This is a genomic window from Moritella sp. JT01, from assembly GCF_001574435.1.
GTDB lineage: Bacteria > Pseudomonadota > Gammaproteobacteria > Enterobacterales > Moritellaceae > Moritella.
In genome coordinates, this window is sequence record NZ_LOCN01000022.1 from 56,886 (window position 1) to 82,792 (window position 25,907).

Annotated in this window: 19 protein-coding genes; 5 read left to right on the top strand and 14 right to left on the bottom strand. The window is 40.7% G+C overall.

Annotated elements, in window-relative coordinates; translation table 11 throughout:
- Nucleotides 1-35: 35 nt before the first annotated feature.
- The 5 genes from AKG98_RS16545 to AKG98_RS16565 all read right to left on the bottom strand — a co-directional run bounded on the left by AKG98_RS16545 (nucleotide 36) and on the right by AKG98_RS16565 (nucleotide 4,696).
- Entirely contained in the window at nucleotides 36-209 is a 174-nt protein-coding gene (locus AKG98_RS16545; protein WP_067048346.1) for a periplasmic nitrate reductase, NapE protein, read from the bottom strand.
- Nucleotides 210-366: 157 nt separating this feature from the next.
- Nucleotides 367-945 (bottom strand): protein-methionine-sulfoxide reductase heme-binding subunit MsrQ, encoded by a 579-nt coding sequence (gene msrQ / locus AKG98_RS16550; protein WP_067048348.1) that lies wholly within the window; start codon nucleotides 943-945, stop codon nucleotides 367-369.
- 2 nt (nucleotides 946-947) lie between these two features.
- Nucleotides 948-1,970 carry a protein-methionine-sulfoxide reductase catalytic subunit MsrP gene (gene msrP, locus AKG98_RS16555; RefSeq protein ID WP_067048351.1) on the bottom strand — a complete coding sequence of 341 codons (1,023 nt, stop codon included), beginning with the start codon at nucleotides 1,968-1,970 and terminating at the stop codon, nucleotides 948-950.
- A gap of 147 nt (nucleotides 1,971-2,117) precedes the next feature.
- Nucleotides 2,118-4,067, bottom strand: coding sequence for a DNA topoisomerase III (locus AKG98_RS16560; protein WP_067048353.1), 1,950 nt, complete (start codon nucleotides 4,065-4,067; stop codon nucleotides 2,118-2,120).
- A 158-nt stretch (nucleotides 4,068-4,225) separates the two neighbouring features.
- Nucleotides 4,226-4,696, bottom strand: a complete 471-nt coding sequence (locus AKG98_RS16565; protein WP_067048355.1) for a hypothetical protein — start codon at nucleotides 4,694-4,696, stop codon at nucleotides 4,226-4,228.
- A gap of 97 nt (nucleotides 4,697-4,793) precedes the next feature.
- Between AKG98_RS16565 and AKG98_RS16570 the strand changes: the two genes are divergently transcribed.
- The gene (locus AKG98_RS16570) at nucleotides 4,794-5,624 is read left to right on the top strand and encodes an NAD(P)H-binding protein (RefSeq protein WP_067048357.1); all 831 of its coding nucleotides are present in this window, start codon (nucleotides 4,794-4,796) and stop codon (nucleotides 5,622-5,624) included.
- On the opposite strand, the gene AKG98_RS16575 is transcribed toward AKG98_RS16570, so the two are convergent.
- Together AKG98_RS16575 and AKG98_RS16580 are read right to left on the bottom strand one after the other, a co-directional pair.
- The gene (locus AKG98_RS16575) at nucleotides 5,605-5,970 is read right to left on the bottom strand and encodes a nitrous oxide-stimulated promoter family protein (RefSeq protein ID WP_067048359.1); all 366 of its coding nucleotides are present in this window, start codon (nucleotides 5,968-5,970) and stop codon (nucleotides 5,605-5,607) included. The two genes, AKG98_RS16570 and AKG98_RS16575, sit on opposite strands and share 20 nt — an antisense overlap.
- A gap of 215 nt (nucleotides 5,971-6,185) precedes the next feature.
- Nucleotides 6,186-8,225, bottom strand: a complete 2,040-nt coding sequence (locus AKG98_RS16580; protein ID WP_067048362.1) for a protein-disulfide reductase DsbD — start codon at nucleotides 8,223-8,225, stop codon at nucleotides 6,186-6,188.
- Between the two features lie 216 nt (nucleotides 8,226-8,441).
- Here AKG98_RS16580 and AKG98_RS16585 point away from each other — a divergent pair, with 216 nt between their 5' ends.
- Entirely contained in the window at nucleotides 8,442-8,831 is a 390-nt protein-coding gene (locus AKG98_RS16585; RefSeq protein WP_067048364.1) for a SirB2 family protein, read from the top strand.
- A gap of 9 nt (nucleotides 8,832-8,840) precedes the next feature.
- Nucleotides 8,841-9,350 (top strand): methyltransferase domain-containing protein, encoded by a 510-nt coding sequence (locus AKG98_RS16590; RefSeq protein ID WP_067048366.1) that lies wholly within the window; start codon nucleotides 8,841-8,843, stop codon nucleotides 9,348-9,350.
- Between the two features lie 59 nt (nucleotides 9,351-9,409).
- Here the strand turns inward: AKG98_RS16590 and rplY are convergent, their stop codons facing one another.
- Nucleotides 9,410-9,697, bottom strand: coding sequence for a 50S ribosomal protein L25 (gene rplY, locus AKG98_RS16595; protein ID WP_067048368.1), 288 nt, complete (start codon nucleotides 9,695-9,697; stop codon nucleotides 9,410-9,412).
- 579 nt (nucleotides 9,698-10,276) lie between these two features.
- Between rplY and AKG98_RS16600 the strand changes: the two genes are divergently transcribed.
- A complete protein-coding gene (locus tag AKG98_RS16600) occupies nucleotides 10,277-11,959 on the top strand; it encodes a DUF342 domain-containing protein (RefSeq protein WP_067048371.1) in 1,683 nt (560 codons plus the stop codon).
- Nucleotides 11,960-12,056: 97 nt separating this feature from the next.
- Here AKG98_RS16600 and AKG98_RS16605 read toward each other — a convergent pair whose 3' ends face one another.
- Both AKG98_RS16605 and asnC read right to left on the bottom strand, forming a co-directional pair.
- Complete coding sequence (locus AKG98_RS16605) at nucleotides 12,057-13,292, bottom strand: cystathionine gamma-synthase family protein (RefSeq protein WP_067048374.1); 1,236 nt, start codon at nucleotides 13,290-13,292, stop codon at nucleotides 12,057-12,059.
- Between the two features lie 97 nt (nucleotides 13,293-13,389).
- Nucleotides 13,390-13,851: a transcriptional regulator AsnC gene (gene asnC, locus AKG98_RS16610; protein ID WP_067048377.1), complete on the bottom strand. Its 462-nt coding sequence runs from the start codon at nucleotides 13,849-13,851 to the stop codon at nucleotides 13,390-13,392.
- 271 nt (nucleotides 13,852-14,122) lie between these two features.
- Here asnC and miaA point away from each other — a divergent pair, with 271 nt between their 5' ends.
- A complete protein-coding gene (gene miaA / locus AKG98_RS16615) occupies nucleotides 14,123-15,046 on the top strand; it encodes a tRNA (adenosine(37)-N6)-dimethylallyltransferase MiaA (RefSeq protein ID WP_067048379.1) in 924 nt (307 codons plus the stop codon).
- A 97-nt stretch (nucleotides 15,047-15,143) separates the two neighbouring features.
- Here the strand turns inward: miaA and AKG98_RS16620 are convergent, their stop codons facing one another.
- From AKG98_RS16620 to recC, 4 genes are all read right to left on the bottom strand, one after another.
- A complete protein-coding gene (locus tag AKG98_RS16620; RefSeq protein WP_067048382.1) occupies nucleotides 15,144-16,379 on the bottom strand; it encodes a dicarboxylate/amino acid:cation symporter in 1,236 nt (411 codons plus the stop codon).
- 186 nt (nucleotides 16,380-16,565) lie between these two features.
- Complete coding sequence (recD, locus tag AKG98_RS16625) at nucleotides 16,566-18,593, bottom strand: exodeoxyribonuclease V subunit alpha (RefSeq protein WP_067048384.1); 2,028 nt, start codon at nucleotides 18,591-18,593, stop codon at nucleotides 16,566-16,568.
- On the bottom strand, nucleotides 18,590-22,162 hold the full coding sequence (gene recB, locus AKG98_RS16630; protein ID WP_067048386.1) for an exodeoxyribonuclease V subunit beta: 3,573 nt from the start codon (nucleotides 22,160-22,162) through the stop codon (nucleotides 18,590-18,592). Before recB ends, recD begins: the two co-directional genes overlap by 4 nt.
- Nucleotides 22,162-25,554 carry an exodeoxyribonuclease V subunit gamma gene (recC, locus tag AKG98_RS16635; RefSeq protein ID WP_067048388.1) on the bottom strand — a complete coding sequence of 1,131 codons (3,393 nt, stop codon included), beginning with the start codon at nucleotides 25,552-25,554 and terminating at the stop codon, nucleotides 22,162-22,164. Before recC ends, recB begins: the two co-directional genes overlap by 1 nt.
- Nucleotides 25,555-25,907: the final 353 nt, after the last annotated feature.

A 25,907-nucleotide genomic window follows, 5' to 3' on the forward strand; every position in this document is an offset into this window, starting at 1 on the left:
TAATTTGATTAATTTGATTAATTTGATTAATTTGATTAATGCGTAGGTAGGCCAAAAAGGATATGACTCATCCAAATGACAAACCCATAACCAAATACACTAACGGTTGCGAGGATTGGAAATAAGAACACCGTTAAGAAGACAAATAACTTCCATTCGGCCTTCTTCTCGACTTTCTTGACCTCTACATTGCTTGCTTGTTGTTTCATCTCAAATTCCTGCAGCTAGATGATATATAAAATTAGAGTTTAGGACAGTGTAAAGCAAGGTCAAGAAAGATTAATTGCAGCAGATCAAGGAAAGGTTATTTTATAAAACAAATAAGTATTTTTTTAGTGTCAAATTGTAACTAAACACAGCGGTGCGCTATTTTCGTCTACTAGATAGCAGGAGTATCACTAAAAAAGCATATATAATGGGTTCAATCCAGCCGGACTTCACCGACAGATAATAATGAACGGGGGTTAAAACTGCAGATAAATATATGAAATTGTGTAACTTTTGCCAATTCCTCCGCATTTTACGACGTATCCACATTGGCGAAGTTAACGCTAACAGCAGTAAAATTATAAACGCGATCATGCCTAGCCAGATATACGGGCGTTTTACCAATTCTTGGAAAAATAAACCTAGATCCCAGCCTAAATCTAGCCAAGCAAAAGCAACTAAATGTAGCGTTGCATAAAAGAAACAGTATAAACCGACCAGGCGACGGGTTGAGATCAACAACCCTTCTTTGTAGCGCTTTGCCAAAGGTGAAATAACCAAGGTGGCGAGTAATAAATTTAATGCGCCTTTACCCAAAAAATGGATCACTGCTTGCACAGGGTCGCCACCCAATGCATCAGCATCAATTGCTAACCCGAGATATACTAATGGCATAATGGCCAGTACATGAATATAAGCCTTCAGATACGGCATATGCTTGTAGGTCAGCATTGGCATAATTAAATGTACCTCTTCAGATCCATCCCACGATACAGGTCAGCAACTTCGTCAGCGTAGCCATTGAAAGGTAATGTTTTTATGCGTTTAGATGTAAAAATGCTGCCATTACCGATACGACGCTCTGATGCTTGGCTCCAACGCGGATGGTCTACAGCAGGATTCACGTTAGCATAAAAACCATATTCACGTGCAGCAAGGCGATTCCAAGTGGTTGGTGGTTCTTGTTCGAGTAAGTGAATTTTAACAATTGATTTAATGCCTTTAAAACCATACTTCCACGGCACAACTAAACGAATAGGCGCACCATTTTGCGGCGCGAGGGTTTTACCAAACGCACCAACAGACAAGATAGTTAACGGATGCATCGCTTCATCAATACGCAATCCTTCAACATAGGGCCAATCCAGACTACCGCCTAAATAAGAAGATGCTTGTCCCGGCATTTGTTCCGGATCATATAAGGTTTCAAACGCGACATATTTAGCTTTTGATGTTGGATTGGCTTTTTTGATAATTTCCGCTAGTGAAAAACCTGTCCACGGGATCACCATCGACCAAGCTTCCACACAACGCATACGGTAAATCCGCTCTTCCAAATCCGCCACTTTAAATAAATCATCGTAGCCGAAAGTAATTTCTTTTTCCACCGCACCGGTGATCGTCAACGTCCATGGCTCAACTTTAAAATTCTGAGCATTTTTTTGTGGGTCTGTTTTCGCCGTGCCAAACTCATAAAAATTATTATGTGACAGTACTTTTTTCTCAGGCGTCCAGATCTCACCATCGGCGTAATCTTTACTGCCAATGAGTGTCAATGGCGATTGCACAAACGCCTGACTGCGGGCTTTTTTCTTACCGCTATCAAAAATATCGAAGATGCTGGCTTGTGCTGGACTCGCAGCGGCCAAACCAACACCAGCAAGGCCTAATTGCTTGAGGAATTGTCGACGTTGCTGATAAACAGGTTCCGCAACAACATCATTTTCACTTGCTTGAGATTTTTTTTTACACTTAATAATCATTCCGTTACCTGCTTGGTTAACTTCCCATATACTAATCATGAGCTATTTAAGCAAATTGTTCATCACAGAATTATCACAATAGCGGCACAATTTGATCTAAATGCAGCACCGCCTTATATAAATACGGGAATCGCTATCAGTTTTCGATCATGATTTTTTATAAGTCCGTTTTTTGGCTGGTTTTTTCTTAAACCGTCCACCTGCTGGTTTGCCGCTTGAAAGACCACGTAAACCATCAGGTAGCGTTGCTTTAGCCTGCTCAATCATGCCTGCTAGCTGTTGTAATAAACCGCCCATAAAATGCTGGTAGCTGGCTTCTTTTTTACTGATACCATCAAGTACAGATTCCCATTGAGCAGTCATATCCGGTAAGGTCGCCGATTCAGGTAAAGCATTAATCAAGCCTTTACCCGCGTCTGTGGATAAAATAAGTTTGTTATTACGTACCAAGAAGTTACGTCTAAATAATAATTCAATAATCCCCGCACGCGTGGCTTCGGTGCCGAGCCCATCGGTGTCTTTTAAGATCTTGCGGATCTCACTGTCTTTGACATAACGAGAGATCCCGGTCATCGCCGCAAGTAAAGTGGCATCACTAAAATGTTTCGGTGGTTGAGTTTGTTTTTCAACACACTCAGCGTGTTGGCATAATACCTGTTCACCTTGTTTAATGGTCGGTAATTGCGCGGCTAATTCTTTCTCAGCTTCAGTTTGCTTGGCATTACTTGTTGCTGATTTCGGAAATAATATTTTCCAGCCTTGTTTTAAGGTCATTTTGGCTTTGGCGATAAACAAACCACCTGCGATAGTTATTTCTGCAACCGTATCTGCGTATTCATAAGGCGGATAAAATTGACACAAATATTGCCTTGCGACTAATTCATAAATGTTTTTTTCACTGCTATTGAGACGCTCTACACTGCTGCTTTTTTCGGTGGGGATAATAGCATGGTGGGCCTCAACCTTACTGTCATTCCAGACTTTGCTACGTAAGCCTTGATCGGCATTTAAGGCCGCTTGCTGCAATGATCCACTGGTTTTGGCTATTGCGCTAATCACACTACCACGGTGCCCGTAATGTTCCTTGGGTAAATAACGACTGTCTGAACGTGGATAAGTAATGAGTTTATGGCGTTCGTACAATGCTTGGCAGGTATCTAATACTTGCTGTGCACTCATACCAAAACGTTTCGCACCATCAATTTGCAGTGAAGAAAGGTTATATGGCAGTGGCGCGGCTTGTTGTTTATTTTTCTTTTCCAACTTAGTGACTTCGCCCGTTTGGCCCTGGACGCGACTAACTACATTCTCAGCCAGTTTTTTTACCAGTACCCGACCGTCTTCATCCATATACGGACGACAAGCTTCACTCGGTTTCCACTTAGCGGTGAACATCTCTTGCTGCTGGGTTTGTAAATGCACCAACACTTCATAAAAAGGTTTACTGACGAAGTTAGCGATCTCGATATCACGTCTCACCACTAAACCCAAAATCGGGGTTTGTACGCGCCCGACAGACAACACACCTTGGTAACCAACTTTTTGCCCCTGTAGCGTATAAGCCCGAGTCATATTCATGCCATATAACCAATCTGCACGCGAGCGCGCTAATGCCGACACCGATAAAGGAATAAAGTCACTGTTTGGTTGCATATTATTCAGGGCTTTTGTCACTGCTGCCGGGTTAAGGTCGCTGATCAATAAACGTTGGGCAGTATTTTTCTTTTTCGCGGGGGTTTTAAGAAATTCAATCACCTCATCCACCAACAATTGCCCTTCTCGATCCGGATCGCCAGCATGCACAAGACTCGTGGCCTTTTTAACCAGCCCTCTTAATACGGTCAGTTGTTTACTGGTATTGGGTTTTTTCTTCAGTTGCCAGGTTTCAGGTACGATCGGCAGGTGTTCTAACCGCCATTTTTTAAACGCTTCATCGTATGCATCCGGCTCTGCTTGTTCGAGTAAATGGCCAATACACCAAGACACCACATCTCCGTTACCTACTTCAATATAACCTTGTTGTTTTTTATGGGGTTTAGGTAATACATCGGCAATAGCACGACCAAGGCTGGGTTTTTCGGCAATATAAAGTTTCATGATATTAGCAATTACGGACTGTATGAATAAACAGTTAATGTAGCTAATTTCGACGTGTAAGTCTATGACTTAAAAATGGGGGATATAAGTGAGAATAGATTAACGTATTAAACGGAAACGGATACGTTAATCTGTTATCGATAAGCAGCGTGATTAAATTACACGATTGCGCGGCCTAAATATTCAACTAAAGCCTCAGAAAGGTTTAACCATTCATCTTCAGGAACATATGCACTCGGATCATCTTCATCATACTCACCGAACTCTTCCCAATATACTTCACGCACTGCACACGCAAATTCATTGTTTAATTCGGCCATTTCGGCAATGCTGCCAAACCAAATAATATGGCGTAAATCGACCGTTAACTCATTCACGTTTTCGATCCATTCCGCATCTGAGTACGCTTGTTCTTGCAGTACTTTAAAGCGCTGTTTTGCTGCATAAACTAACTCGCCGTCCATTTCGCCGGTGTCAGCCAAAATATCTAGATACTCATCATAAATAAACTCAACGGCCTGTTCGCGGCTATTACACCAGTGTAGCTTAGTGCCTCTGCTGCCTAATACTGATGCATTGTACGAATCATCAATATGCACGATAGCCCAGCTATCTGTAGATCTACTCATGGTTTTCTCTTTAGTTTATGTAACGACAGATTATCAATCGCTATTATAACCAAAAATCGTTACGCTTGTATCTAACTAGATAATACAGGCAACGGATATGAGCACAAATAAACAACCGAAAATTGCGATCATAGGCGCGGGCTGGTTAGGTAAACCGCTAGCACGACAGTTATTATCGCAAGACTATCAGCTTACAGTCAGTTGTAGCCATACCGAAAAAGCGGCAAGTTTAGTTTCTCAAGGTATTCCAGCAGTAAGCGCCACCCTTAGCGATGAACCACAAGGTGATTGGGCAAGCTTGTTAAGCAATAAAGATATTGCAATTTGCCTGTTGCCAGCCAGTAGAGGCAATCATGCAAATGCACCATTAGCGGTGCAAATTGAACAGTTGTTAGCGCTACTCAAAAAATACCAAGTGGGCAAATTTATTTTTATTAGTTCCACCAGCATTTATCACAAAACAGACCAAGCATTGACCGAAACATCCCCCTTAAATTCAAGCAGTACTGTGTATGCGGCAGAACAGTTAATTCAGCAACAACAAAATATTGATTGCACCATTATCCGCTTTGCAGGGCTTATTAGCGAAGATAGAAATCCAACGCGAAGTTTATCGAAAAAGAGTACCGATGGACATATCTTTGACGCAGGAGAATCACCAGTAAACCTGATTCATCAACATGATGCCGTTGGGGTCATTGAGCAAGTGATCAAACAACAATGTTGGGGAGAAGTATTCAATGCCTGTTGCGATCACCATCCCAGCAGACAAGATTTCTATCAGCAAGCAGCTAAACAACTGGGTATTACTATTCCAAGCTTTACAGCTAAGAACAGCAAACCACATTGCATCATTGCCAACGAGAAGTTAAAGCAACGATTAAACTTCCAATTTACACATCAGTCAGCTACAGATTTAGTAATTTAGGTTTTGGCATTTGACTTGGTTTGAGGCTATCAAAACAATATAATGACATGAGAATAGGATGACGAAACCAAATGCGCAGGCGGCCCCAACGAGAAATAGTCTTTACTTGTTTGGAGACAACAGGGGTATAACATACAGCAGTGCAGGTTGCACAGGTGGGTTTTTCTATACCACTTTCACAAAATGCCAGTTTACGCGCGGTCATTTGTTGTAAACGTTCGCACTCACGACACACTTTACCTTGGTAAACATGATGCTGTTTACAGTACATAGTGATCATTGCATTTTGCAGGCGCATTTCACGGTTTAAACGTGGCTGCGCTAAAGTTTCAGTAACTGTTTTCATCGTGTATCTATTTTATCTGTTCGCCAACTTAACGGTTCAATAAATCCGTTAATCTCTTGGTTCAACAATAAAATGAGTCTTGTATAAATTCAGAAGAGCGCAATTAGAACAGCAAAATAATCGAACTGCAAGACAAAAAAACAGGCGTTTAGTTTACATCCGTTTTTTTGCCTTACTCCATTATCATGCCACAATAACGCAATAATGTGTCTTAACTACTGCCCAGCCTGCACCAGTGCGATAGTGACAGTATCTTTCGTTAATAACTCAGGTAATAGCTTCCCTTGTGGTAATGCCGGACCAAACACCTGATTAAATGGGATCGCATAACGGCCATGGCGTTTTAAATACGCTTCAATTTGACTATCGGGCTTAGTCCAGTCACCTTTCATCGCCACAACGTTATTCGCATTTAAGCGGGCGATAATATCAGTGCGTTGCAATACTGCACGTTCATTCACCACACAGGTAATACACCAATCAGCGGTAATATCGATAAACACGGTTTTTCCTTCTGCTACATATCCCGCAATCTTTTCTGGCTCAAATACTTGCCAATGTATTTCTGATTCAGACTGAATATCGCTACGCTGTAATAACGTCACGGATTCTGGCGACCAAATAATGGTATTCGCCAACAGCAGATATATTGCAAATGTCGTGACGAGCGATTTAGGGCCAGGTTTCACGATTAAGAGAATCACCATAGCACAAATAATGACACTAAAAGTAACCCACAACATCATGCTTAAATGTGCTTTCAGCAGCCAAATCAACCACACTAACGTCGCGCACAGTAAGGCTGCTAGAAACTGACGAAAGCGCACCATCCACAGACCCGGCTTTGGCATTACTTTCACGCTATTCGGCCACATCGCGATAAGTAAATATGGCAGTGATAAACCCAAAGCTAAACCACTAAATATCACCATAATCTGCCAGCTTGAGCCAGCTAAGGCAAAGGCAACCGCGGTACCTAAAAAAGGCGCAGAGCAAGGCGTTGCTAATAACACCGCAAAGATACCTTGATAAAAATGCCCCTTATTAGAACCAGACAGCCTATCCATTAAACTTTGTGGTAACTGCACATCAAATTTATCTAATAGATTTAATGCAAATAACAACAATACCGGGATCATGATCAATAAAAATGCGGCCGACTGGAATTGCACTCCCCAGCCAAAACCAATACCAAAATACTTCAAGCCTATAAATAATAATGCCAGCAACCAAAACGCCACAAAAATACCAGCTGCGCTTAATAAAAAGTTAACCCGTCGTTGCGCACTCGATTCACTGACCGATTCGACCACACCTAATAATTTAATCGACAATACCGGTAATACACACGGCATTAAATTAAGAATCAAACCACCAACAACTGCCAGCAGCAACATGTATATCCAACTTGGTAAGGTTTGTTCAATCACGGTGGGTTTAATGGTATCGGTAAATGTAATACCCCCGTGTGCATTGGTTAGCGTCACTTTTAACGCTTGTTGAGGATCTAATCGAGCAGGTGTGCCCGCCATGTCTTCAACTCGTATAATTAAACGCGTCACCCCATCTTGCTGGCTGATTTGAGGCTGACTAAATAAAGTAAAATCGACACCTTCAACAAAACCATCAAGCACTGGCGTTGTTAACCCTGCCACTTCAATTAATAATTGCGATGATGCACTGTCCCAGCCGAGCTGTTGGATAGAAGCCGACGTGGCACTAATATCCACCGGAACATTAGCGACGTAAGGCTGTAGCTGCGCACTTGAGGCTTTATCAATGCTGCTTGCTGTCGCGGGGAGATTTAATACCAGATTCACTTGAACACGTATGCACACTTCACGACACACTAAAATGGTCGTTTTAGCTTGTAACGATAAGCCTTTACTGGGATCAATAACGGTAACTTGCAGAGGATAAATAACTTCGTGTTTGTAACCATAAGTCTCAACATCATACACCATCATGCGCTGCGGTACCGGCCATAACCATTCAACATCCGCTAAGTTTTCAGATCCTTGCCAGTCAATACTCGGTGGTGCTCCGGCTAGCCCAGCTGAACTCCAATAGGTTTTCCACTCATCATCTAAGGTTATTTTTAACCCCATAGACAATATCGTTGCGCCGTTAACGCCATTCGCCGTTGATAGTAACTGCGCCGTCGCGACTTTCGCCGCAGGATCAAATGCACTAGCACTTTGTTCCGCATAAACGAAAGAAGAAAGTAATAGGCAGATTAAAATATAAAATCGCATTCAATAAGTTCCAAATTTTTACACTACACCTATCTTAAGTCACCTGTCTTAAGATATAAAATTAAAAATGTATGTATACCTCATTAATTATCTAACCCCGCCATAATTAGATATACTTCTCGCCGAAGACGTCACTAACACGCATATTAAGGTGGATATTAAATTTATCCCCCTTAATCGATTTAATCACATCACTTTTTACAATGGGCAATTAAAATGGATTACGCATTTGTTAAACACATGCACATGGGCATGGCTTATCTTAGTATCACTTTCTTTATTTTTCGTTCAATTTTATCGGTCACAGAATCTGCATTATTACAAAATAAGGTAATCAAAATATTACCGCACATCATTGATACGCTGCTTATCTTGTTAGCGGGTCACTTAATGATGACAATCCAACAATATCCGTTTGCAGATGCTTGGTTAACGGCAAAGTTAATCGGCCTTATCGCTTATATTATCGTGGGTACAATTGCAATTAAACGCGGTAAGACAGCTATCATACGTTTATGGGCAAGTGTGGCTGCGGTAGCAATTTTTGCTTATATTCTGGGTGTCGCAAAAAGCCATGATGTGATGTCGTGGTTAGCTCTCGCTTAAGAGGTTTATATGACAGCATCTGCACTATTACAACAATACAGCACGCTGTTCCAGCCGTCAGGTAAACCTGTATTGGATTTAGCCTGTGGCGCGGGTCACAATGGTTTGTATCTGCATCAACAGCAAATACCCACTATTTTTGCCGATCAAAACCAGACTGCATTAACGAGTATAGCGGCTGTATCGGGTGTGAGTACCGAGCAATGCTGGCAGGTTGACTTTGAACATGGTGAACAACAATTACCCGCTAATCACTATCAAGGCATAGTGGTATTTCGATATTTACACCGTCCACTCATTGACGCAATCAAGCAAGCAGTATGTTCTGGCGGTATTGTGATCTATGAAACTTTCACTGTCGAGAACAGACAATTTGGTCGACCTAATCGTGATGCATTTCTATTACAGTTGGGAGAATTGAAAGCGATGTTCAGTGACTGGGAATGTTTGCATTATTTTGAAGGGATTGAACGTAATCCTAACCGCGCTATTGCACAGATAGTCTGTAAAAAACCGTAAAAAAAGCGCCATGTTGAATCATCAACATGGCGCCCTTATCACATTATAACAACCCGTTATTAAGCACGGATGAAGTCAATGTGTTGTAATTTTGGCTTGAACGCATGGCGTTGTAGCGCTTTAACTGTAACAGCCATTTCAGTACCATCAACAACAAGCGTGATTACAGAAGAGAAGAACTCTTCGTTACGCTGTGCGTTGTTAACAACATCGTGCTCTAATTCGATAGAGATAGCTTCTTCGCCTTTACCGTAGATTACAGCAGGGAATTTGTTAGCGTGACGTAGGCGGCGGCTCGCACCTTTCCCAAGGTCTGAACGTACTTTTGCTTCAAAAGTGAAAGACATAATCTTTTCCTAATAAGTAGTAGTAATATTTAGATCTGGACTAAAATCCAGATAAGTAAGCGTCTTTTAACTGCTGCCTGCGACCGGGCAACAACAGTATAATTAACGGGTGCGGATAATACCACGCCAGCCTTATCACAACAAGTAAATGCACAGAACTAAAAATATCCAGTCTATTTGCAATAAGAGAAATGTACATCTACCAGGAATTAATATTGTTTGACGCCCTTCGACATATATTTTAATAAAAAACAAACCACTAAATAATGTCGAAAAATGCCAAATATAGTCAGTTCACAAAATAAAATGAAGAATAATGTACTTCAATAAGGATAAACTAGACAGAAGATTCAGAACATTATAATAAACTGGAATAACATTTAAAATGACGCCTAAATTAGAGTGATCAATCAAAAATATCACGATTTTCAACACAATAAGCATGTACACCTAGAAAGTAAGTTTTAGATCACTAAACCGAGCATTTCAATAAGTTAATGCTACTTTAGATAAAGTTTATGCTGTTATACTGGAACGTAACTACCCCCTAATATCAACGATAATACTTTAGGACCTTGTATGCTGGACTCAACATTAATTAGGCTAAGCGAAGATGATAACCAAGCCGAAGTCCGCCTGATCCCAAATAAACACGCGCCACTCGCACTAGCCGATTTACTTGAATTACTGAATGTTGAGCCTTTCAATCAACTATCCCCTATTCTTGCGAATCTTGAAGAAGCCGTCACCCAAATAAATAAATTCGCGGATAAACGCGCTGGCACTGAAGAGTTTACCTTTATTCTCGCAGAGCGTAATAATTGTAAAATTGATATCAGCCTCAGTGAAGACAGCATGCAAGCAGAGATGAATTTAACGGCGGGCTGGGGTGATAACCAAATTTCAATTGATGATATTTTAGCTGAACTCAATAACAGCAACATCCACCTTGGTATTGATAAACAAAAAATAACTGAACAACTTACACAACTCTCAAGCCTATCACCTGGTGAACGAGTTAAGATTACAGTTGCCGAAGGCCAGCTCCCAATTCATGGTAAAGATGCTGAATTGAAACGCCAAGTATCATTAGCCCGAGAACGATTATTACAACCACAGATAAAAGCTGACGGTAATGTTGATATGCGTAACCTTGGTGAAATAAACATGGTTAAAACTAACGACGTACTCATCGAAAAAATACCGGCAGATAATGGTACCAAAGGATTCAACTTACTCGGTAAAGAGCTATTACCAAAGTCAGGTAAAGACACTAAGCTACAAGCGGGTCCGGGCACCTGTATCGACCCAAAAAATCCATTAAGACTACTTGCAACCATGACAGGACAAGCCGTAGAGGTCAGGGGCGTATTACAAATTGATGATATGCTAACGATCAAAAATGTCGATGTAAGCACAGGTCATATTACATTTAAAGGTAGCATTTTAATCACAGGTGATGTTGACGCCGAGATGATAGTGAAAAGTAGTGGCGATATAACTGTTATGGGGTTTGTTGACTCCGCAACCTTGGAAGCTGCAGGCGATGTTATCGTCAATAAAGGCATCTTAGGCCGTCAATTAACAAATAAGAGTAACAATCAACAGCTCGCTACCAAGATTAAAGCACAAGGACAAATACGCGCTCAGTTTGTGCAATACTCCGAGTTAACTGCCGTTGGGAACATTACCATCACCAAGCAGTTATTACACAGTGTTACCCATACTAAAGGGAAACTTACCGTGAGCGATGGTTTTAACCGCCATGGTGATATCGTTGGCGGCACTGTAAATGCGAATAATGGCATTGTTGTAGTCAACATCGGAGCGATGTCAGGCACCAAAACTGAAATTTTTTGTGCCATGCAAGAAGATGAAATTCGGGTGCAAGTACAAAACCGTAGCCTAGAATTAAAAACGTTAGTTGAAGAAGATGATTTGCTGTGGATCAAAATTAATAATTTACCGCCAAAAGATAAATGGAAACATGATCACGGTGTCGTGACTGAAATCAAAGAAATGCTGTATGAAAAAAATAGGTTTAACCAACAACGTGTGAATAATGAAATAGAATTACAGCAGCTACAACTTGAATTAGATCAATATTTTCACGTACACAACATTGAAGTAAGTAAATGTATATTTGATAACGTTACCTTACATATAGGTACAGCATCAACCGTTACTCAGCGTGAATACGGCCCTTGCCGAGTAATACATAAAGATAAACAAATTGATTTTGATTATGCTGATCATAGTTAGATAATAATAAATACCGAGCTCACTAATTTTATATACGCGAACAAAAAGGCCTAAGTGATCACTTAGGCCTTTCTTTCAATATTCGAGCTTAATAAACTTACAGACTTGCTAGTGCTTGGGTAAAATCAGCCAGTAAATCATCAGTATCTTCAATACCAATTGAACAGCGGATCATATTCTCACTAATACCCGATTCCTGTCTTGCTGCTAGGCCAATTTCATGGAAAATGGTGGGGGCCACAGGCAGTGCTAAACTACGGTTATCACCTAAATGCGTCGCGCCAATAACTAGCTTCAACGCATTTAAAAATTTGCAACAATCCAAACCTTCTTTCAAGTCTAGACTTAACATCGACCCAGATGCACCAAATAACGATTTAGCACGGGCATATTCTGGGTGTGATTCCAAACCTGGATAATAAACACGTTCAACTTTTGGATGATTCTCTAGCATTAATGCTAAAGCCAATGTCGAATCTGACGATTGCTTAATTCGCAGGGCCATCGTTTCTGAACCTAGCGCTAATTGGCCAGCCGCTTCAGAACTCAGACAAGCGCCCATATCACGTAAGCCTTTCTTCTTCATTTGCGCATAACCCCACATAGCCGGATCACCTTTACGGTACGCTTCAAAGATATTCGGGTATTGCGACCAGTCAAATAAACCAGTATCTGTTACAGAGCCGCCAATCACATTTCCGTGACCACCAAAATATTTTGATAGTGAGGTAACAATAAGGTGACACTTCACTGTTTTAGGTTGGAACAAATACGCCGATGTTAATGTATTATCAACAACATATAGTAGCCCTTTCGCATCACACAATTCGCCAATTTCGGCTAAATCACAAACTTGTGTTGCCGGATTAGCAATTGTTTCTACAAACACCATTTTCGTATTTTCTTGGCAAGCTGCAGCAACGTTAGCCACATCTGTCGCATCAACTAATGTTACTTCAATGCCAAAACTTTTTAATGTACCAAATACACTTGAGGTATTACCAAATAAGAAACGGCTGGCAACAATATGATCGCCACCTTTTAATAAAGTCAAAAATACCGCGACAATCGCCGCCATACCAGAGCTAAAACATAATGATGCTTTACCCTGCTCCATTTCGCAGATCATGTTTTGTAACATATCAATCGTTGGCGTAGCTTGACGAGCATAGGCTTGGCCAGCTTGGCGGCCTTGGAAGATATCGATAAGATCTTGAATGTCATCATAACCATAAGTGGCAGAGTTATAAATTGGCGCGTGAATAGCCCCAAACTCTAAATTTTGGTTGTGATCATGATGAACTAAATGAGTAGTGAATCCCTGCGATTTCATTGTTATTCCTTCATACAACAAATTGACGTTAACCTCATTATTGATCAGGATGAGGTTAACTTATAGCATTTATGTCATTTATAATTAGCGGTGAAGGTTATGGGTGAACACCACGACTAATTGGGTTTTGTAATGAGATCAATGTTTCGGTCGATTGTACTTCTTCAATCTGTTGAATTTTATCAATCAGTACTTTTTGTAGTTCATCAATTGAGCGCGTCATCAACTTCACAAAAATATTGTAATTACCCGTTGTGTAATACGCTTCAACGACTTCATCTAACGCTTTTAATTGCGCCAACGCAGAAGGGTAATCCTTTGCGCTCTTTAGATTAATACCAATAAAACAACACACGTCATAACCGAGCTTTTTCGGGCAAACTTCAACTTTAGTGCCAAGAATAACACCTGTTGTTTTCATTTTTTCGACACGTACATGAATAGTACCCGCACTTACGTTAAACTTTTTCGCCAGTTCCGCATAAGGTACACGCGCGTTAACCATGAGTGCATTAAGGATTTTTTTATCTAATTCATCAAGATGAGCATTAAGCGACATTACAACTTTTCCGATCATAAGTAACAATACAAGAAGTCGATTATAACGCTAAAACCCTAATCATCTAGCGTATAATTTGAATAATCTTGAAAAAATACCACCTTTTTGACTGCATAACTGAGATTTATCCAATATTCCATTAATTAACCTTTGAATTTCATCTAAATTAAAATAAGTTTCACGACAAAGTGAAAAATACTATTGGTCACATAGCAAGCTTGAGTTACCATTTCGGCCTGCACACAGCGTAATTTTTCATTCAGGTAATGTCATGTCTCAACAACAATACAATCTTATCGTCGTACTCGGTGCGACCGCATCGGGGAAAACACGTTTAGGTGTCGATCTGGCGAAACAATTAAACGGGGAAGTGATCTCGGGTGATTCTCGACAGGTATATACTGGTTTAGATATTGGATCAGGCAAAGATTTAGCTGAATATGGCGAGGTACCTTATCATTTAATTGATATTATCGAACCCGGTAAAGAATATAACGCCTTTCAATTTCAACACGATTTCTTCAAGGTATTTAAAGACATTAACCAACGCGGTAAATTCCCCCTCCTTGTCGGCGGTACTGGTTTATACATAGATGCGGTGGTTGCTGGTTATGAATTTGTGCAAGTCGATAAAAATATTAGCCAGCGTGAACAGTTTGCCGACATGGCACTCGAAGCCGTACAACAAATCTTACTTGAGTTAGACAGCGATGTGTATCAAGCAACCGATATTACCGTGCGACCACGCTTATACCGCGCTATTGAAATAGCCCAGCATGCAACATCACTAACCACGCCTGCGGTTAAAACCCCTCTACCTGATATCAAACCACTTTATTTTGGGATCAAATGGGAACGAAGTGTATTACGCCAACGTATTACCCTACGTTTAAAAGAACGCTTAGAACACGGCATGATAAAAGAAGTGAAAGGCTTGTTAGCGCAAGGTGTCACACATGAAAAACTAGAATACTTTGGCCTTGAATATCGATTTGTCAGTCAGTATGTTGCGGGTAAGATTAGTTATGAAAACATGTTTGATAAACTCAATGTCGCGATCCATAAATATGCCAAACGCCAAGATACTTGGTTTAGAAGGATGGAACGTAACGGGGCTAAAATACATTGGTTGGATGGCACCAAAAATATCAATGAACAAGCTCAGCATGTACTGAGTCAATTTAATCAAGTCTAACTAGATATTAACCATAAATTTCAAGCATAAAAAAGCCACACCGAACGGGTGTGGCTTCTTATCTTATTAACTTAAATATTTATTATCTAAGTCTTTATTATTTAGTTACTTGATGCTCTGGATTATATTTATCCATTACTACTGCACAAACAGCATCACCGGTAATATTCAATGCAGTACGTACCATATCAAAAATACGGTCTAACGCGAATAATAGTGGTAGGCCTTCGATTGGAATACCCGCCGCTAATAATACAGCAACTACAAGGAAAGACGGTCCAGGAACACCCGCTTGACCAATCGCACCTAATGTCGATGTGAAGATAATTGCAGCATAAGCAGCCATACCTAATTCAACGTTAAACATCTGTGCAAAGAACACGGCCACTAGCCCGTAATAAATAGCATTACCACTCATGTTGATCGTCGCACCTAACGGCAATACAAACGATGCCGTTGAGTTAGCAATTTTTAATTCTTTTTCACATACTTCCAATGTCACTGGCAATGTCGCCATTGATGACGCCGTCGATAATGCTAACGCTTGTGGTTTCTTCATCGCAGACATGAATTTCAGTACTGGCGTATCAGAGAAGAATTTCACAACAAGTGGGTAGAATATAAAGCCATAGATAATAGTCGCAGCAATATAAACAACAAATAGTTTCATTACCACCGCTAGCGCACTAAAACCGAACGTACCAACCGATTCCGCCATCAGGCCAAATACACCAATTGGGGCAATAATCATCACGCAGTTAATCATCCAAACGAATGCATCGATAATGGTATTTAAGCCATCCATAATTGGTTTTGCACGTTTACGCTCAACTTTCGTTAACGCAATACCAAAGAAGATACTGAATACTAAAATTTGGAGAATGTTACCACTGCTTAACGCACTAAATACGTTAGTGGGGATCATACCAATAATAGTGTCAAATACACCTGGTAGTGCACCCTGCTCAGCAGTTACAGCAACGAGTCCAACGGCATGTTGAGAGAAATCAACACCAGCGCCCGGTTCAAATACAGTACCCATCACTAACGCTAGTGCGACAGCAATCGCAGACGTCAACATGAAGAATACAAATGTACCTACACCAATTTTACCAGCAGAAGGACTATCACCTAGATTCGCCGCACCCGCAATAATCGATACAGCAACAAGTGGGATCACTAACATTTTGATCAGATTAATGAACAAGGCACCCAATGGCGCAAAAATAGCAGCGCCTTCACCCATAAAGGCACCGACCGCAGCACCGACAATCATAGCGACTACAACTTGAAATCCAATATTTTTAACTAGACTTTTTTTATCCTTAAGCAAAACACTCTCCTAATAAGGCTTTAAGCAATACATTATACGTTAACGAAAAACGCGGCGAAGATAACACAGCAAGTTAGCCATAAATGTGATCAAACGCTAACTTTTTAAGTGTATGTTTGCAAAATCGATAACAAAGCAGTGTCTTTTTAGGATAAATGATAATCTAGGGGCTAAATCTCCGATCCATCAATCTTGATTAAGTAATGCCATTAATCCACTCACGCGTTCCGTACGTAATTTAATCGCTTTTTTCAGTACAGTGACGTTGGTAAATATGTCTAGCTTCTCTTTTGCACGGGTAATACCGGTATAAACGAGTTCTCTGGTTAGCACTGGATTAAAGCGATTTGGTAGTATCATTACCGTATGTCTAAATTCAGAACCTTGCGATTTATGGATCGTCATCGCAAAGACAGTTTGATGTGGCGGCAATCTGCTCGGTAGAAAAGACTGCACATTACCGTCAGCCATTTCAAAATAAACCCGCATACGATCATCGTCATCTTGCATGCAAATACCAATGTCACCATTGTATAAACCAAGGCCATGATCGTTATTGGTGATCATAATCGGTCTACCCGCATACCATTCAGACTTATTTTTACGGATCTTACGCGCCGACTGTAACGCCTTTTCGATACGTTGATTTAAACCATGTACACCAAAGTCACCCTCTCTGATCGCAGTTAGAATTTGAAAATCATTAAAACTGCGCAATATTGATTTAGCTTCGTCTTCGCTCGGTGATACCACAACCTTAGCAAGGTAATCTTGATAACCTTGCTTCGCCATCGTGATTAGCCCGTCGTAAGTTTCTGTCGATAACGGGTGCAAGTGAATATCATCGTGTTGATTTTCCCAAACACGATCAAATTCATTCAGATCACCTCGATTCACCGCGCCAGCTAAACAGCCAATACCCGATTCGGCATCAAAACGATAACTCTTACGTAATAAACACAAACTGTCATAAATCGCTGTTGCATCAGAGGCTTGATATTGACTCAGTTCATAATCAGTAATCTTCGATAACCAGTTAGCTTGCTCTGCCGAATAACCGGATTCGGCATAGGCACAAATATCGGCCAATACAGAACCCGCTTCTACCGAGGCAAGCTGATCTTTATCGCCCAACAGTATCAATCGTGCATGCGGTGGTAATGCCGCTAACAACTTTGCCATTAGCGGTAAATCCACCATCGAGGCTTCATCTACAACCAACACATCAAGATGTAAGGGATTATCTTTATTATGACGAAATGCTTGTCGATTCGGGATAACACCTAATAATCTGTGTATCGTACCCGCTTGCTCGGGGATAAGATCCGCGACGCTAACGTGTAAATCGAGTTTACCTTTGGCACCCGCAATCGATTCAGTTAACCGTGCAGCGGCTTTACCCGTTGGCGCTACAAGTTTAATGGTTAACGCTTGTTGCGCTAATAATCCCTGTTCGATTAATAACGCTAATAACTTGGTTACTGTGGTGGTTTTACCTGTACCCGGTCCCCCGGAGATAACTGAAAAGTGACGCGTAGCAGCAACCGCCACCGATAATTTTTGCCAGTTTAAGCAGTATGCTTCAGGTATTAAACTATCCAATGCATGTAATTCTTGGGCATTTTTAGCCGTGAGTAATACCTGCTCAACATCCTGCCAACTAATCCGGCCTTTCTTCACCACATCAAGATATTTAGCCACAAATGCTTGCGCACTAAAATTGGCTTCTCGTTCTTTGGCGAGTATAGGAAATAGGAAACCATAATCACGCTTGAACAAACGATTTAGACTGGCGCTTAAATCGGGTTGCTGACTTTGTTTTGCTAAGTCTTTTAATTGCTGCGCCACTTGTAACTCGTAAGCCCAGTATCGCTGTAAATATAATTTATTGGCATCGTTCACAAACTGTAGCGGAGCCGACTCACCAACCACCACCGAATTTGCTAATAATGTCGGCCAAGTAGTGCTACGACTCGGTACTTCAGCGAGTAACAGATGTGAACGGGTTAAATTCAAATCAAACAACGCATTGCTGTCTATATTTTTTAAATCAATACAGACATGCCCTTTGCCCAGTTGATAACTGGTTAAGCAAGCTAATAAAATAATAGCGGGATCAGATTCATAATTACTGATAAAACGAGCAAACTGGTAATCCAATTGACGAATTTTATTTTCGTTAGCTAATTCTTTGAGACAATGAAGTACACTCATGATGCGAGTTCTCCTAAAAATAAGTCATCTAACTGCATAACAAAGTCGTGTGATGGTTTAGTGAAGAATACGCCATATTGATCACCCGTTTCGACTTGCATGCCACGTAAGAACAAATAATAAACGCCACCGAAATGTTGCTCATAATTGTAATCTGGAATACGTGAACGTAAGAAACGGTGTAACGCTAAGGTATACAGTTGGTACTGCAGTTCATATCTGTGCTCAATCATCACCTGATTAATCGCACCAAAGGTATAATCTACTTGGCTGTCACCTAAATGATTCGATTTATAATCCAGCACGTAATAACGCCCTTCATAAACAAACACCAGATCGATAAAACCTTTTAACATGCCACTCACTTGCTGAAAATCAAGTTCACCAGCCTGCTGAGAAAGACCATCATGCTGCTTTATCAAGGTATTTAAATCATCACAGTTAAGCGATGAAATTGGCATAAAGAATTCCATCTCCACTTTTTTCTGGGTGGGCGTTAACTGACGTAAACTAAAACCATCCTGCAATGGACAATCCAGTACTTGGTTAACCAGTTCAAGTAATACTGGCAGCCAAGCTAAGTCATACCCTTCGCGCTCGAGCAGTTGTAATATTTGCTCGGTGAGTATGTCTTCGTCAACATTGGCAAAATCAATATGTTCAAACACCGAATGCAATAAAGTCCCGGCCGCAGCACCACGTGGGAAACTAAAAATATCCCAACTTATTTCCTGTTCATCTTCTTTTTCGGTATCCACTTCGGCATCGAATCCCGGTAATTCTAGCGATGCATCATAACTAGCATGACGGTTACCATGACTATGGCGAGACAATGCAGAATAACTCGTTACCCACCAATTTTTACTAATCGGGTTTGTCATCGTCTTAGCTTGATAAACCACAGGCGGCGCAACGATGGGTTGATAAACATCTACCGCCGCTAACGGTGGAGATACTACATCAACACAAGTCTGCTGTTCGGCAAGTTTTTCGATACAGGCTTTAAATTCAGTATCTTTACACTCTTCGCCTTGCTGTAATAAATATCCCATCGCATTTAAGTGCATTTTATTATGAGAATTACCCATTTTAACCGCACCTAAGCCTAGCCAAGTCGCATAAACACCCCGCGTTAATGCCACATATAACAGACGAAGATCTTCAGCGAGACGTTCTTGGTCAGCTTGTTCTTTCGCGGTCTCTAACGCTTCTTCATCATCTAAATCAAGATGTACATAAGTATGACCATCTTGGTGATAAAGTGGTGTTGATGCTTGTCTTGTCGCACAAATAAACGGCAGGAATACTAAGTTATATTCCAACCCTTTTGATTTATGGATCGTCACTACCTGTACGAGATCGGCTTCACTTTCTAAACGAACCAACTGCTCTTGCGCATCACTATTTGGGTTTTCAATTTTTTCACCAAACCAGCGGAACAGACTATACTCGCCATCTAATTCCAAACTCGCTTCTTGCAGTAATTCGCCCAAATGCAGAACATCAGTCAAACGTCTATCACCACCTTGCCCTGAGAGCATGATCGCGGCAATATTTTGCTGATTAAGTAACAATCTTAATGCCGGTAAAAATCCTTGCCACTGTAGGGTATTTTGATATTGCTTAAATTCCGCAACGGTTTGTTCCCAGACTTTTTCATCATTACTCAGCTGGTCTAACTCTATCGCAGGTTTTTCAAAAATAGCGGTCGCTAATGCCGCTCGTAATAAACCTTCATCTTCTGGATTCAAAATAGCAGCAAAAATATGATACAACTCGCGCGCTTCACGGGTTGCGAATACACTTTCACGGTTCGACATATATACACTAGGGACAGATAAAGCATCAAGCTGGTCACGCACTAACTTAGCTTCCGCCCCCGTTCGCACAAGAACAGCAATATCACCCGCTTTAACGGCCCGACCAGATAAGATCGCGTTACCTTGCTGCGCATCTGTTAATAATGTCGCGATCTGATTAGCGGTCGCTTTGGCATAGACTTGTTGATAGAGGCCCTTGGTCATATTTTTCTGACCTTCTTCTTCGTGTAACCAAAGCTGTAACGCTGCAGGTTCAACACCATTCAATAACAAAGGTTTGCTTTTACCTTGCGATTCAACAGGCTGAAAACTAATACTGTCTTCATAAATGAAAGGTTTATTGGCATGCCCAAACACACGGTTTACCGCACTGACCATCGCAGTCGAAGAACGCCAGTTTTTAGCTAAGGTATAATGATCATCAACATTTTCACGTGCTTGCATATAGGTAAAAATATCTGCGCCACGGAAACTATAAATAGCTTGTTTCGGATCACCAATCATAAATAAACCAGCACCATCTTGTTTACCGTAGATAGTATTAAAAATATCGTATTGCTGCTGATCGGTATCTTGGAATTCATCAATCATGGCAATCGGATATTGGCTGCGAATACATTCAGCTAAACTCGCAGCTTGATCGCCCACTAATGCTTCAGATAATCCCGACAACAGATCATCAAAAGACAATAGCTGTGATTGATTTTTGGTTTTCATCACACGAGCACGCACGTACTCAACCGCTTTCACAATAAAACAATCTTTAAGTGATAATGGCTGTGTTAATAAAGTGTCGATATCACTAAACACTTGATGCTCTGGCGGTTGTTTACCTTTTTTCGTTTTAGCGGTTAAAGCATGCTGGGCAAATTTAACGATACTATCAGGTAAGTCATTTTGCTTAGTTTCTGATTGCGACCAACTGAGCATTTCATTTAGCCACTTTGCCACGCTAGCAACACGATAACTATTGCCATTCAAGTTACCCGCTTGAATTAATTCACAGAGGTCACTGGCATTTGTAAACCATGCGTCTTTGACCTGCTGAATCGATAAAATTAATTTATCATAACTCTGCTCAATATCATCGCTGCCGGTTTTAGCAATAAACTCGATATCGGTATTAGATAAGTACCCCGAAATATCTCGCAGCAGTGCTTGTGGTGAGGACCAAAAGCTATGCACCATATCAATCATACCGTCTTTATAACGATAGAAATGACTACGCCAAAAATCAGCAATAGCATTAAATTTTAGCTGCGATTCATCAGTAATAAATTCGCTTTCAAATAATGCCCCGGACTCAAATGCATTTTGCTTCAGCATACGCTGACAAAAGCCATGAATGGTATAAATAGCCGCTTCATCCATCTGCCTTTCTGCAGCCAATAATGATTTAGCACAACGCGCATAATCCTGATCCTGGGTATCAGCCAGTAACAGACTAATCACCGGATCATCACTATAGCCAATACTAAAGGCAATACGTGCTTGATGAATACGAGCCCGAATACGATCACGTAATTCAGCCGTTGCCGCTTCTGTAAATGTTACTACCAATATTTGATCGACATTTAATGCTTCAATTTGACCTTCTTTGTTATAAGCATTATCGCCGCCATGACCCAATAATAAGCGCAAATATAAACTGGCAATGGTAAACGTTTTACCTGTGCCTGCAGATGCTTCGATCAAACGCTCACCATAGAGGGGGAAGGTCATCGCATTAAGGATATTTACGTCAGCCATTATTCAGCATCCTCTAGGTATTCAAATATTGGAAATAACACCGACTCTGAAGACGCAGACATTAATGTATATACCTCATCATTTAAGCGTGGAAAACTACGTTGTAAATAGTCATCGGCATTTTCACCCATACGGTTATAGCCACCTTCGAAATTCAATATAGCTTCCGACCTTAATTTATAATCATCAGGCTCTGCGGTTGTACATTTAGTTTTTGCCCAACCCCAGCCAGTTTTAGGGAATAACGCCAAAGGCTGGCAGCAGCCATCGTTATAAACCTCAAATAATTGAAATAGTAATTCTCTCGCCCGAGATTGCTCAATGACTCTAAGTCGTTGCACAACTGGTTTACCCGCCGCTAAGTGGACAAGCGTTGTCGCTACTGGATTTTTAATACTAATACAGAAACATAAATGCTCCAGCCAAACTTGCAGGTAATCCTTACCGTTAAAACCACTCGGTTTATGTCGTACTAAACCACCGTTATATATTTGCTTTAACCAACCAACTAAACGCCCTGAAACCAAAGGAATATCGACTTCGAGATCATCATTATTGTTGGTTAATAACGGCATTAATACCTGAGCAAGTTGATTTACAGTGCTCACTTCTTTATCCAGCGAGATCTGCCCAAACCGACCAAGTGGTAAACGTCCAGAGGCAACCAAGCGTTCAGTCACCAGACTAATGTCGCCACCCATCAATTCAGTTTCCAACAATTGCGCTTTAAGGTGATATTTTTCTAAATTATCAACATCAAAAGGTTCGTCATCAAGCACATCAAGACTGGCCTGATTAAAATAAACTTTTAAACGTCGGTTAAAGAAGTACTTAGTCGGATGGCGATAAAAACGTAATAGTTCAGCTAACTCTACCTCTTGCATATCATCATTGGGGATTAACGCAGGCAGCGGTTCCGTCAGAAATTGTCTTAATTCTTCAGTAGGGGCGAGCGCAGGTAGCCACTCTTTGGCAAAAGAACAAGGTGCTTCAGGATTAAAATAACGTGCATCAAATGGCTGTAAAGCATGCTGCTGAATGAGATGTATTAATAATTTTTTCGCGGATTCATCTGGCGACAAGTCCTCATCACCGGTAATACAAAAACTTTGCTGACAATACTGTAATAATTCAGTTATTAACACTGATGGCAGACGTTCACTCTTATCGCGAATACTACTGCCAATATAGCTGATATATAATTTACTTTGGGCTGAAATCAACGCTTCCAAAAATAAATAACGGTCATCATCACGGCGACTACGATCCCCCTGTTTATGATCGTTAGCCATTAAATCAAAACCCATTGGCGGAATTGAGCGTGGATAAACACCATCATTCATACCAAGCAAACAGATAACTTTAAACGGAATTGAACGCATCGGCATTAGGGTACAGAAGTTAATTTGACCCGCGAGAAATTTTTGACTAGCACCGGCTTGTGATAACGCATTATTTAAATAATCACGTAATACTAACGGAGTGATTTGTTTGTCATAACTGGCACTTTTTAATTGCTCATCTAAATGTGAAAAAGCATCTCGAATCATTTTTATTGATTGCTCATCATCCACATCAATTTTATAAAAACTATCTATCAGCGTATTACCTAACTTGATCCAGTCTGCTATCGATTTCGGATCTTGTAATGACGTAAGACTATCTAATAATGTTTCAATAAAGTGAGCTAATTTACCGAGTAGTTCAGCTTCAATCCCCTGCACTTCTTGATAAGGCAATATGCCTTGATAAATATCATCACCACCATAAGCGTAACCTAGCAGCATACGATGTAAGCCAAATAGCCAAGTATTTTGTTTCATCCCCGGTAAGTCAAAACGCGTTGCATCATCTTCATCTAAACCCCAGCGAATACCAGATTCATCAATCCATTGACGTAATCGGTTAAACTCATCAGGCGTAATAGCAAAACGAGCCAGTACCGCAGGTACTTCTAATAACGACAATAATTCAGATACGTTACAACGTGATAAAGGTAGAGCCAGTAATTGTAAAAAGCTGAGTAAAATAGGATTATCATACTGCGCGCCACTATCTGAGATAGAAAATGGAATATACCGTTCATCATAACGGTCCATCGCACCAAACACGGCTTGGATATAAGGACTGTAACCATTTACATCAGGCATCATGATAACCACATCTCGGGGATTAAGATCTGGATTCTCCGAAAACATAGTGAGCAAATTATTATGTAATATTTCTATTTCTCGCATTGGACTATGACAGCTGTGTAGTTCAAGTGAAGTGTCTGCAGGATTAATAGGGAGTTTATAACGACTATCGCGTGTATTGGCATCCTGTTGCGAAACATTAAACTCTGCCATACTGCGATCAGCCAAATCTAAAATATCGCGCTGAATACTTGCAAGTAGTCCATCATCGGTCGGTTCCACAAAAACATCTAACTCCTGACAACCAAAACCCGTCAATAACGCTAAATTATCGCGACCAAGTTTACCCATAGACGCGAGTAGTGGATTACCCACTTTAAATGCGTCATCTTCATCAAAGAGAGCGCGAACAGTTTGTTCATCATTAGCGCTCACTTTATCACTCATACCAAGGCTCTCATTGTTATGGTTAACCATAGTACGTTGCTTTAACAGCCATTTAGGGTCTATCAGATCACCCCAGTACAAGCGACAAGGGTTCGATAACATAAAGTGTATTTCAGTATGCATACCAAGTGCTTGTAATGCATCTAAATAACGCGGTGGTAATGCAGATACCCCGAATACAAATATACGTTCAGGTAGCAGCTTTGCATCAAAAGTCGAACTATTCAGACGGGCGATAAATTGATCATATAAGTTGGCACGGTGATAATGAGATTGGCCCAACGCGTCTGTTTTAGCAACTAATTCACGCCATAGTAATGGCTGCCAAGGATGAGTATCGGCATGCATATTATCACCACCTTCCCATCCCGCGATCCACTCAGGTCGGTACACTAAATATTGGTCAAACGTGTCCGATATTTTTTGGCAGAGTTGAAATAAGCGGTAATCATCTTGATCATCCGCTAAATAATGCTTTAACGATTCGAATTCAGGTAGCACTAACAACTCAGGAAGTATTAACATTAACTTCCAAGACATAGCCTCTTTATTAAATGCACTTTTGTCGGGAATGTCAGGCAATACCTTTTGGAACATCTTCCAAATAAAAGAAGCAGGTAATGGAAAGGTAATATTAGCCGATATGCCCATCGACTTTGCCAACTCCATTTTCACCCATTGCGCCATACCTGGACTTTGAACCAAAACTTGCTCTTCGACAAAAGGGTCGGCAAGTGGATCTTTCGCAATAAAGTGAGCCATTAGCTCTTTTAAAATATCTAATTGATTCGAATGATAAAGATTAAACACGGTAACTCCAGACTAATAACCTACTGGAATTGTGGAGCATACGAACTCACTATGCAATGTAGAAAAAACGACATGCTGGTTTTTGCGACAGAAATATGAAAACGTACTCCCAGATGAAACTAAAAGCGCAAAGATTAACGGTTTTTATCATTTAAATGGTAAACATTGCTAACCCCAAACACACAAAAGCCAGCCGTAGGCTGGTTTTTATTGTCTGTAATTTTTTATGTTCAGCTGCTTAAACTCGTGATCTTTAATTCCAACTCGCAGTAATCACATCACAGCCGTAAATTACAGACACAAAAAAGCCGATACCATTGCTGATATCGGCTCTCTCTAATTTGGCGCTTGGC

Bases quoted from the DNA above. Each gene is read 5' to 3' on its own strand.
- AKG98_RS16545 (WP_067048346.1), bottom strand. From the start codon at position 209: ATGAAACAACAAGCAAGCAATGTAGAGGTCAAGAAAGTCGAGAAGAAG.
- msrQ (WP_067048348.1), bottom strand. From the start codon at position 945: ATGCCAATGCTGACCTACAAGCATATGCCGTATCTGAAGGCTTATATT.
- msrP (WP_067048351.1), bottom strand. From the start codon at position 1,970: ATGATTATTAAGTGTAAAAAAAAATCTCAAGCAAGTGAAAATGATGTT.
- AKG98_RS16560 (WP_067048353.1), bottom strand. From the start codon at position 4,067: ATGAAACTTTATATTGCCGAAAAACCCAGCCTTGGTCGTGCTATTGCC.
- AKG98_RS16565 (WP_067048355.1), bottom strand. From the start codon at position 4,696: ATGAGTAGATCTACAGATAGCTGGGCTATCGTGCATATTGATGATTCG.
- AKG98_RS16570 (WP_067048357.1), top strand. From the start codon at position 4,794: ATGAGCACAAATAAACAACCGAAAATTGCGATCATAGGCGCGGGCTGG.
- AKG98_RS16575 (WP_067048359.1), bottom strand. From the start codon at position 5,970: ATGAAAACAGTTACTGAAACTTTAGCGCAGCCACGTTTAAACCGTGAA.
- AKG98_RS16580 (WP_067048362.1), bottom strand. From the start codon at position 8,225: ATGCGATTTTATATTTTAATCTGCCTATTACTTTCTTCTTTCGTTTAT.
- AKG98_RS16585 (WP_067048364.1), top strand. From the start codon at position 8,442: ATGGATTACGCATTTGTTAAACACATGCACATGGGCATGGCTTATCTT.
- AKG98_RS16590 (WP_067048366.1), top strand. From the start codon at position 8,841: ATGACAGCATCTGCACTATTACAACAATACAGCACGCTGTTCCAGCCG.
- rplY (WP_067048368.1), bottom strand. From the start codon at position 9,697: ATGTCTTTCACTTTTGAAGCAAAAGTACGTTCAGACCTTGGGAAAGGT.
- AKG98_RS16600 (WP_067048371.1), top strand. From the start codon at position 10,277: ATGCTGGACTCAACATTAATTAGGCTAAGCGAAGATGATAACCAAGCC.
- AKG98_RS16605 (WP_067048374.1), bottom strand. From the start codon at position 13,292: ATGAAATCGCAGGGATTCACTACTCATTTAGTTCATCATGATCACAAC.
- asnC (WP_067048377.1), bottom strand. From the start codon at position 13,851: ATGTCGCTTAATGCTCATCTTGATGAATTAGATAAAAAAATCCTTAAT.
- miaA (WP_067048379.1), top strand. From the start codon at position 14,123: ATGTCTCAACAACAATACAATCTTATCGTCGTACTCGGTGCGACCGCA.
- recD (WP_067048384.1), bottom strand. From the start codon at position 18,593: ATGAGTGTACTTCATTGTCTCAAAGAATTAGCTAACGAAAATAAAATT.
- recB (WP_067048386.1), bottom strand. From the start codon at position 22,162: ATGGCTGACGTAAATATCCTTAATGCGATGACCTTCCCCCTCTATGGT.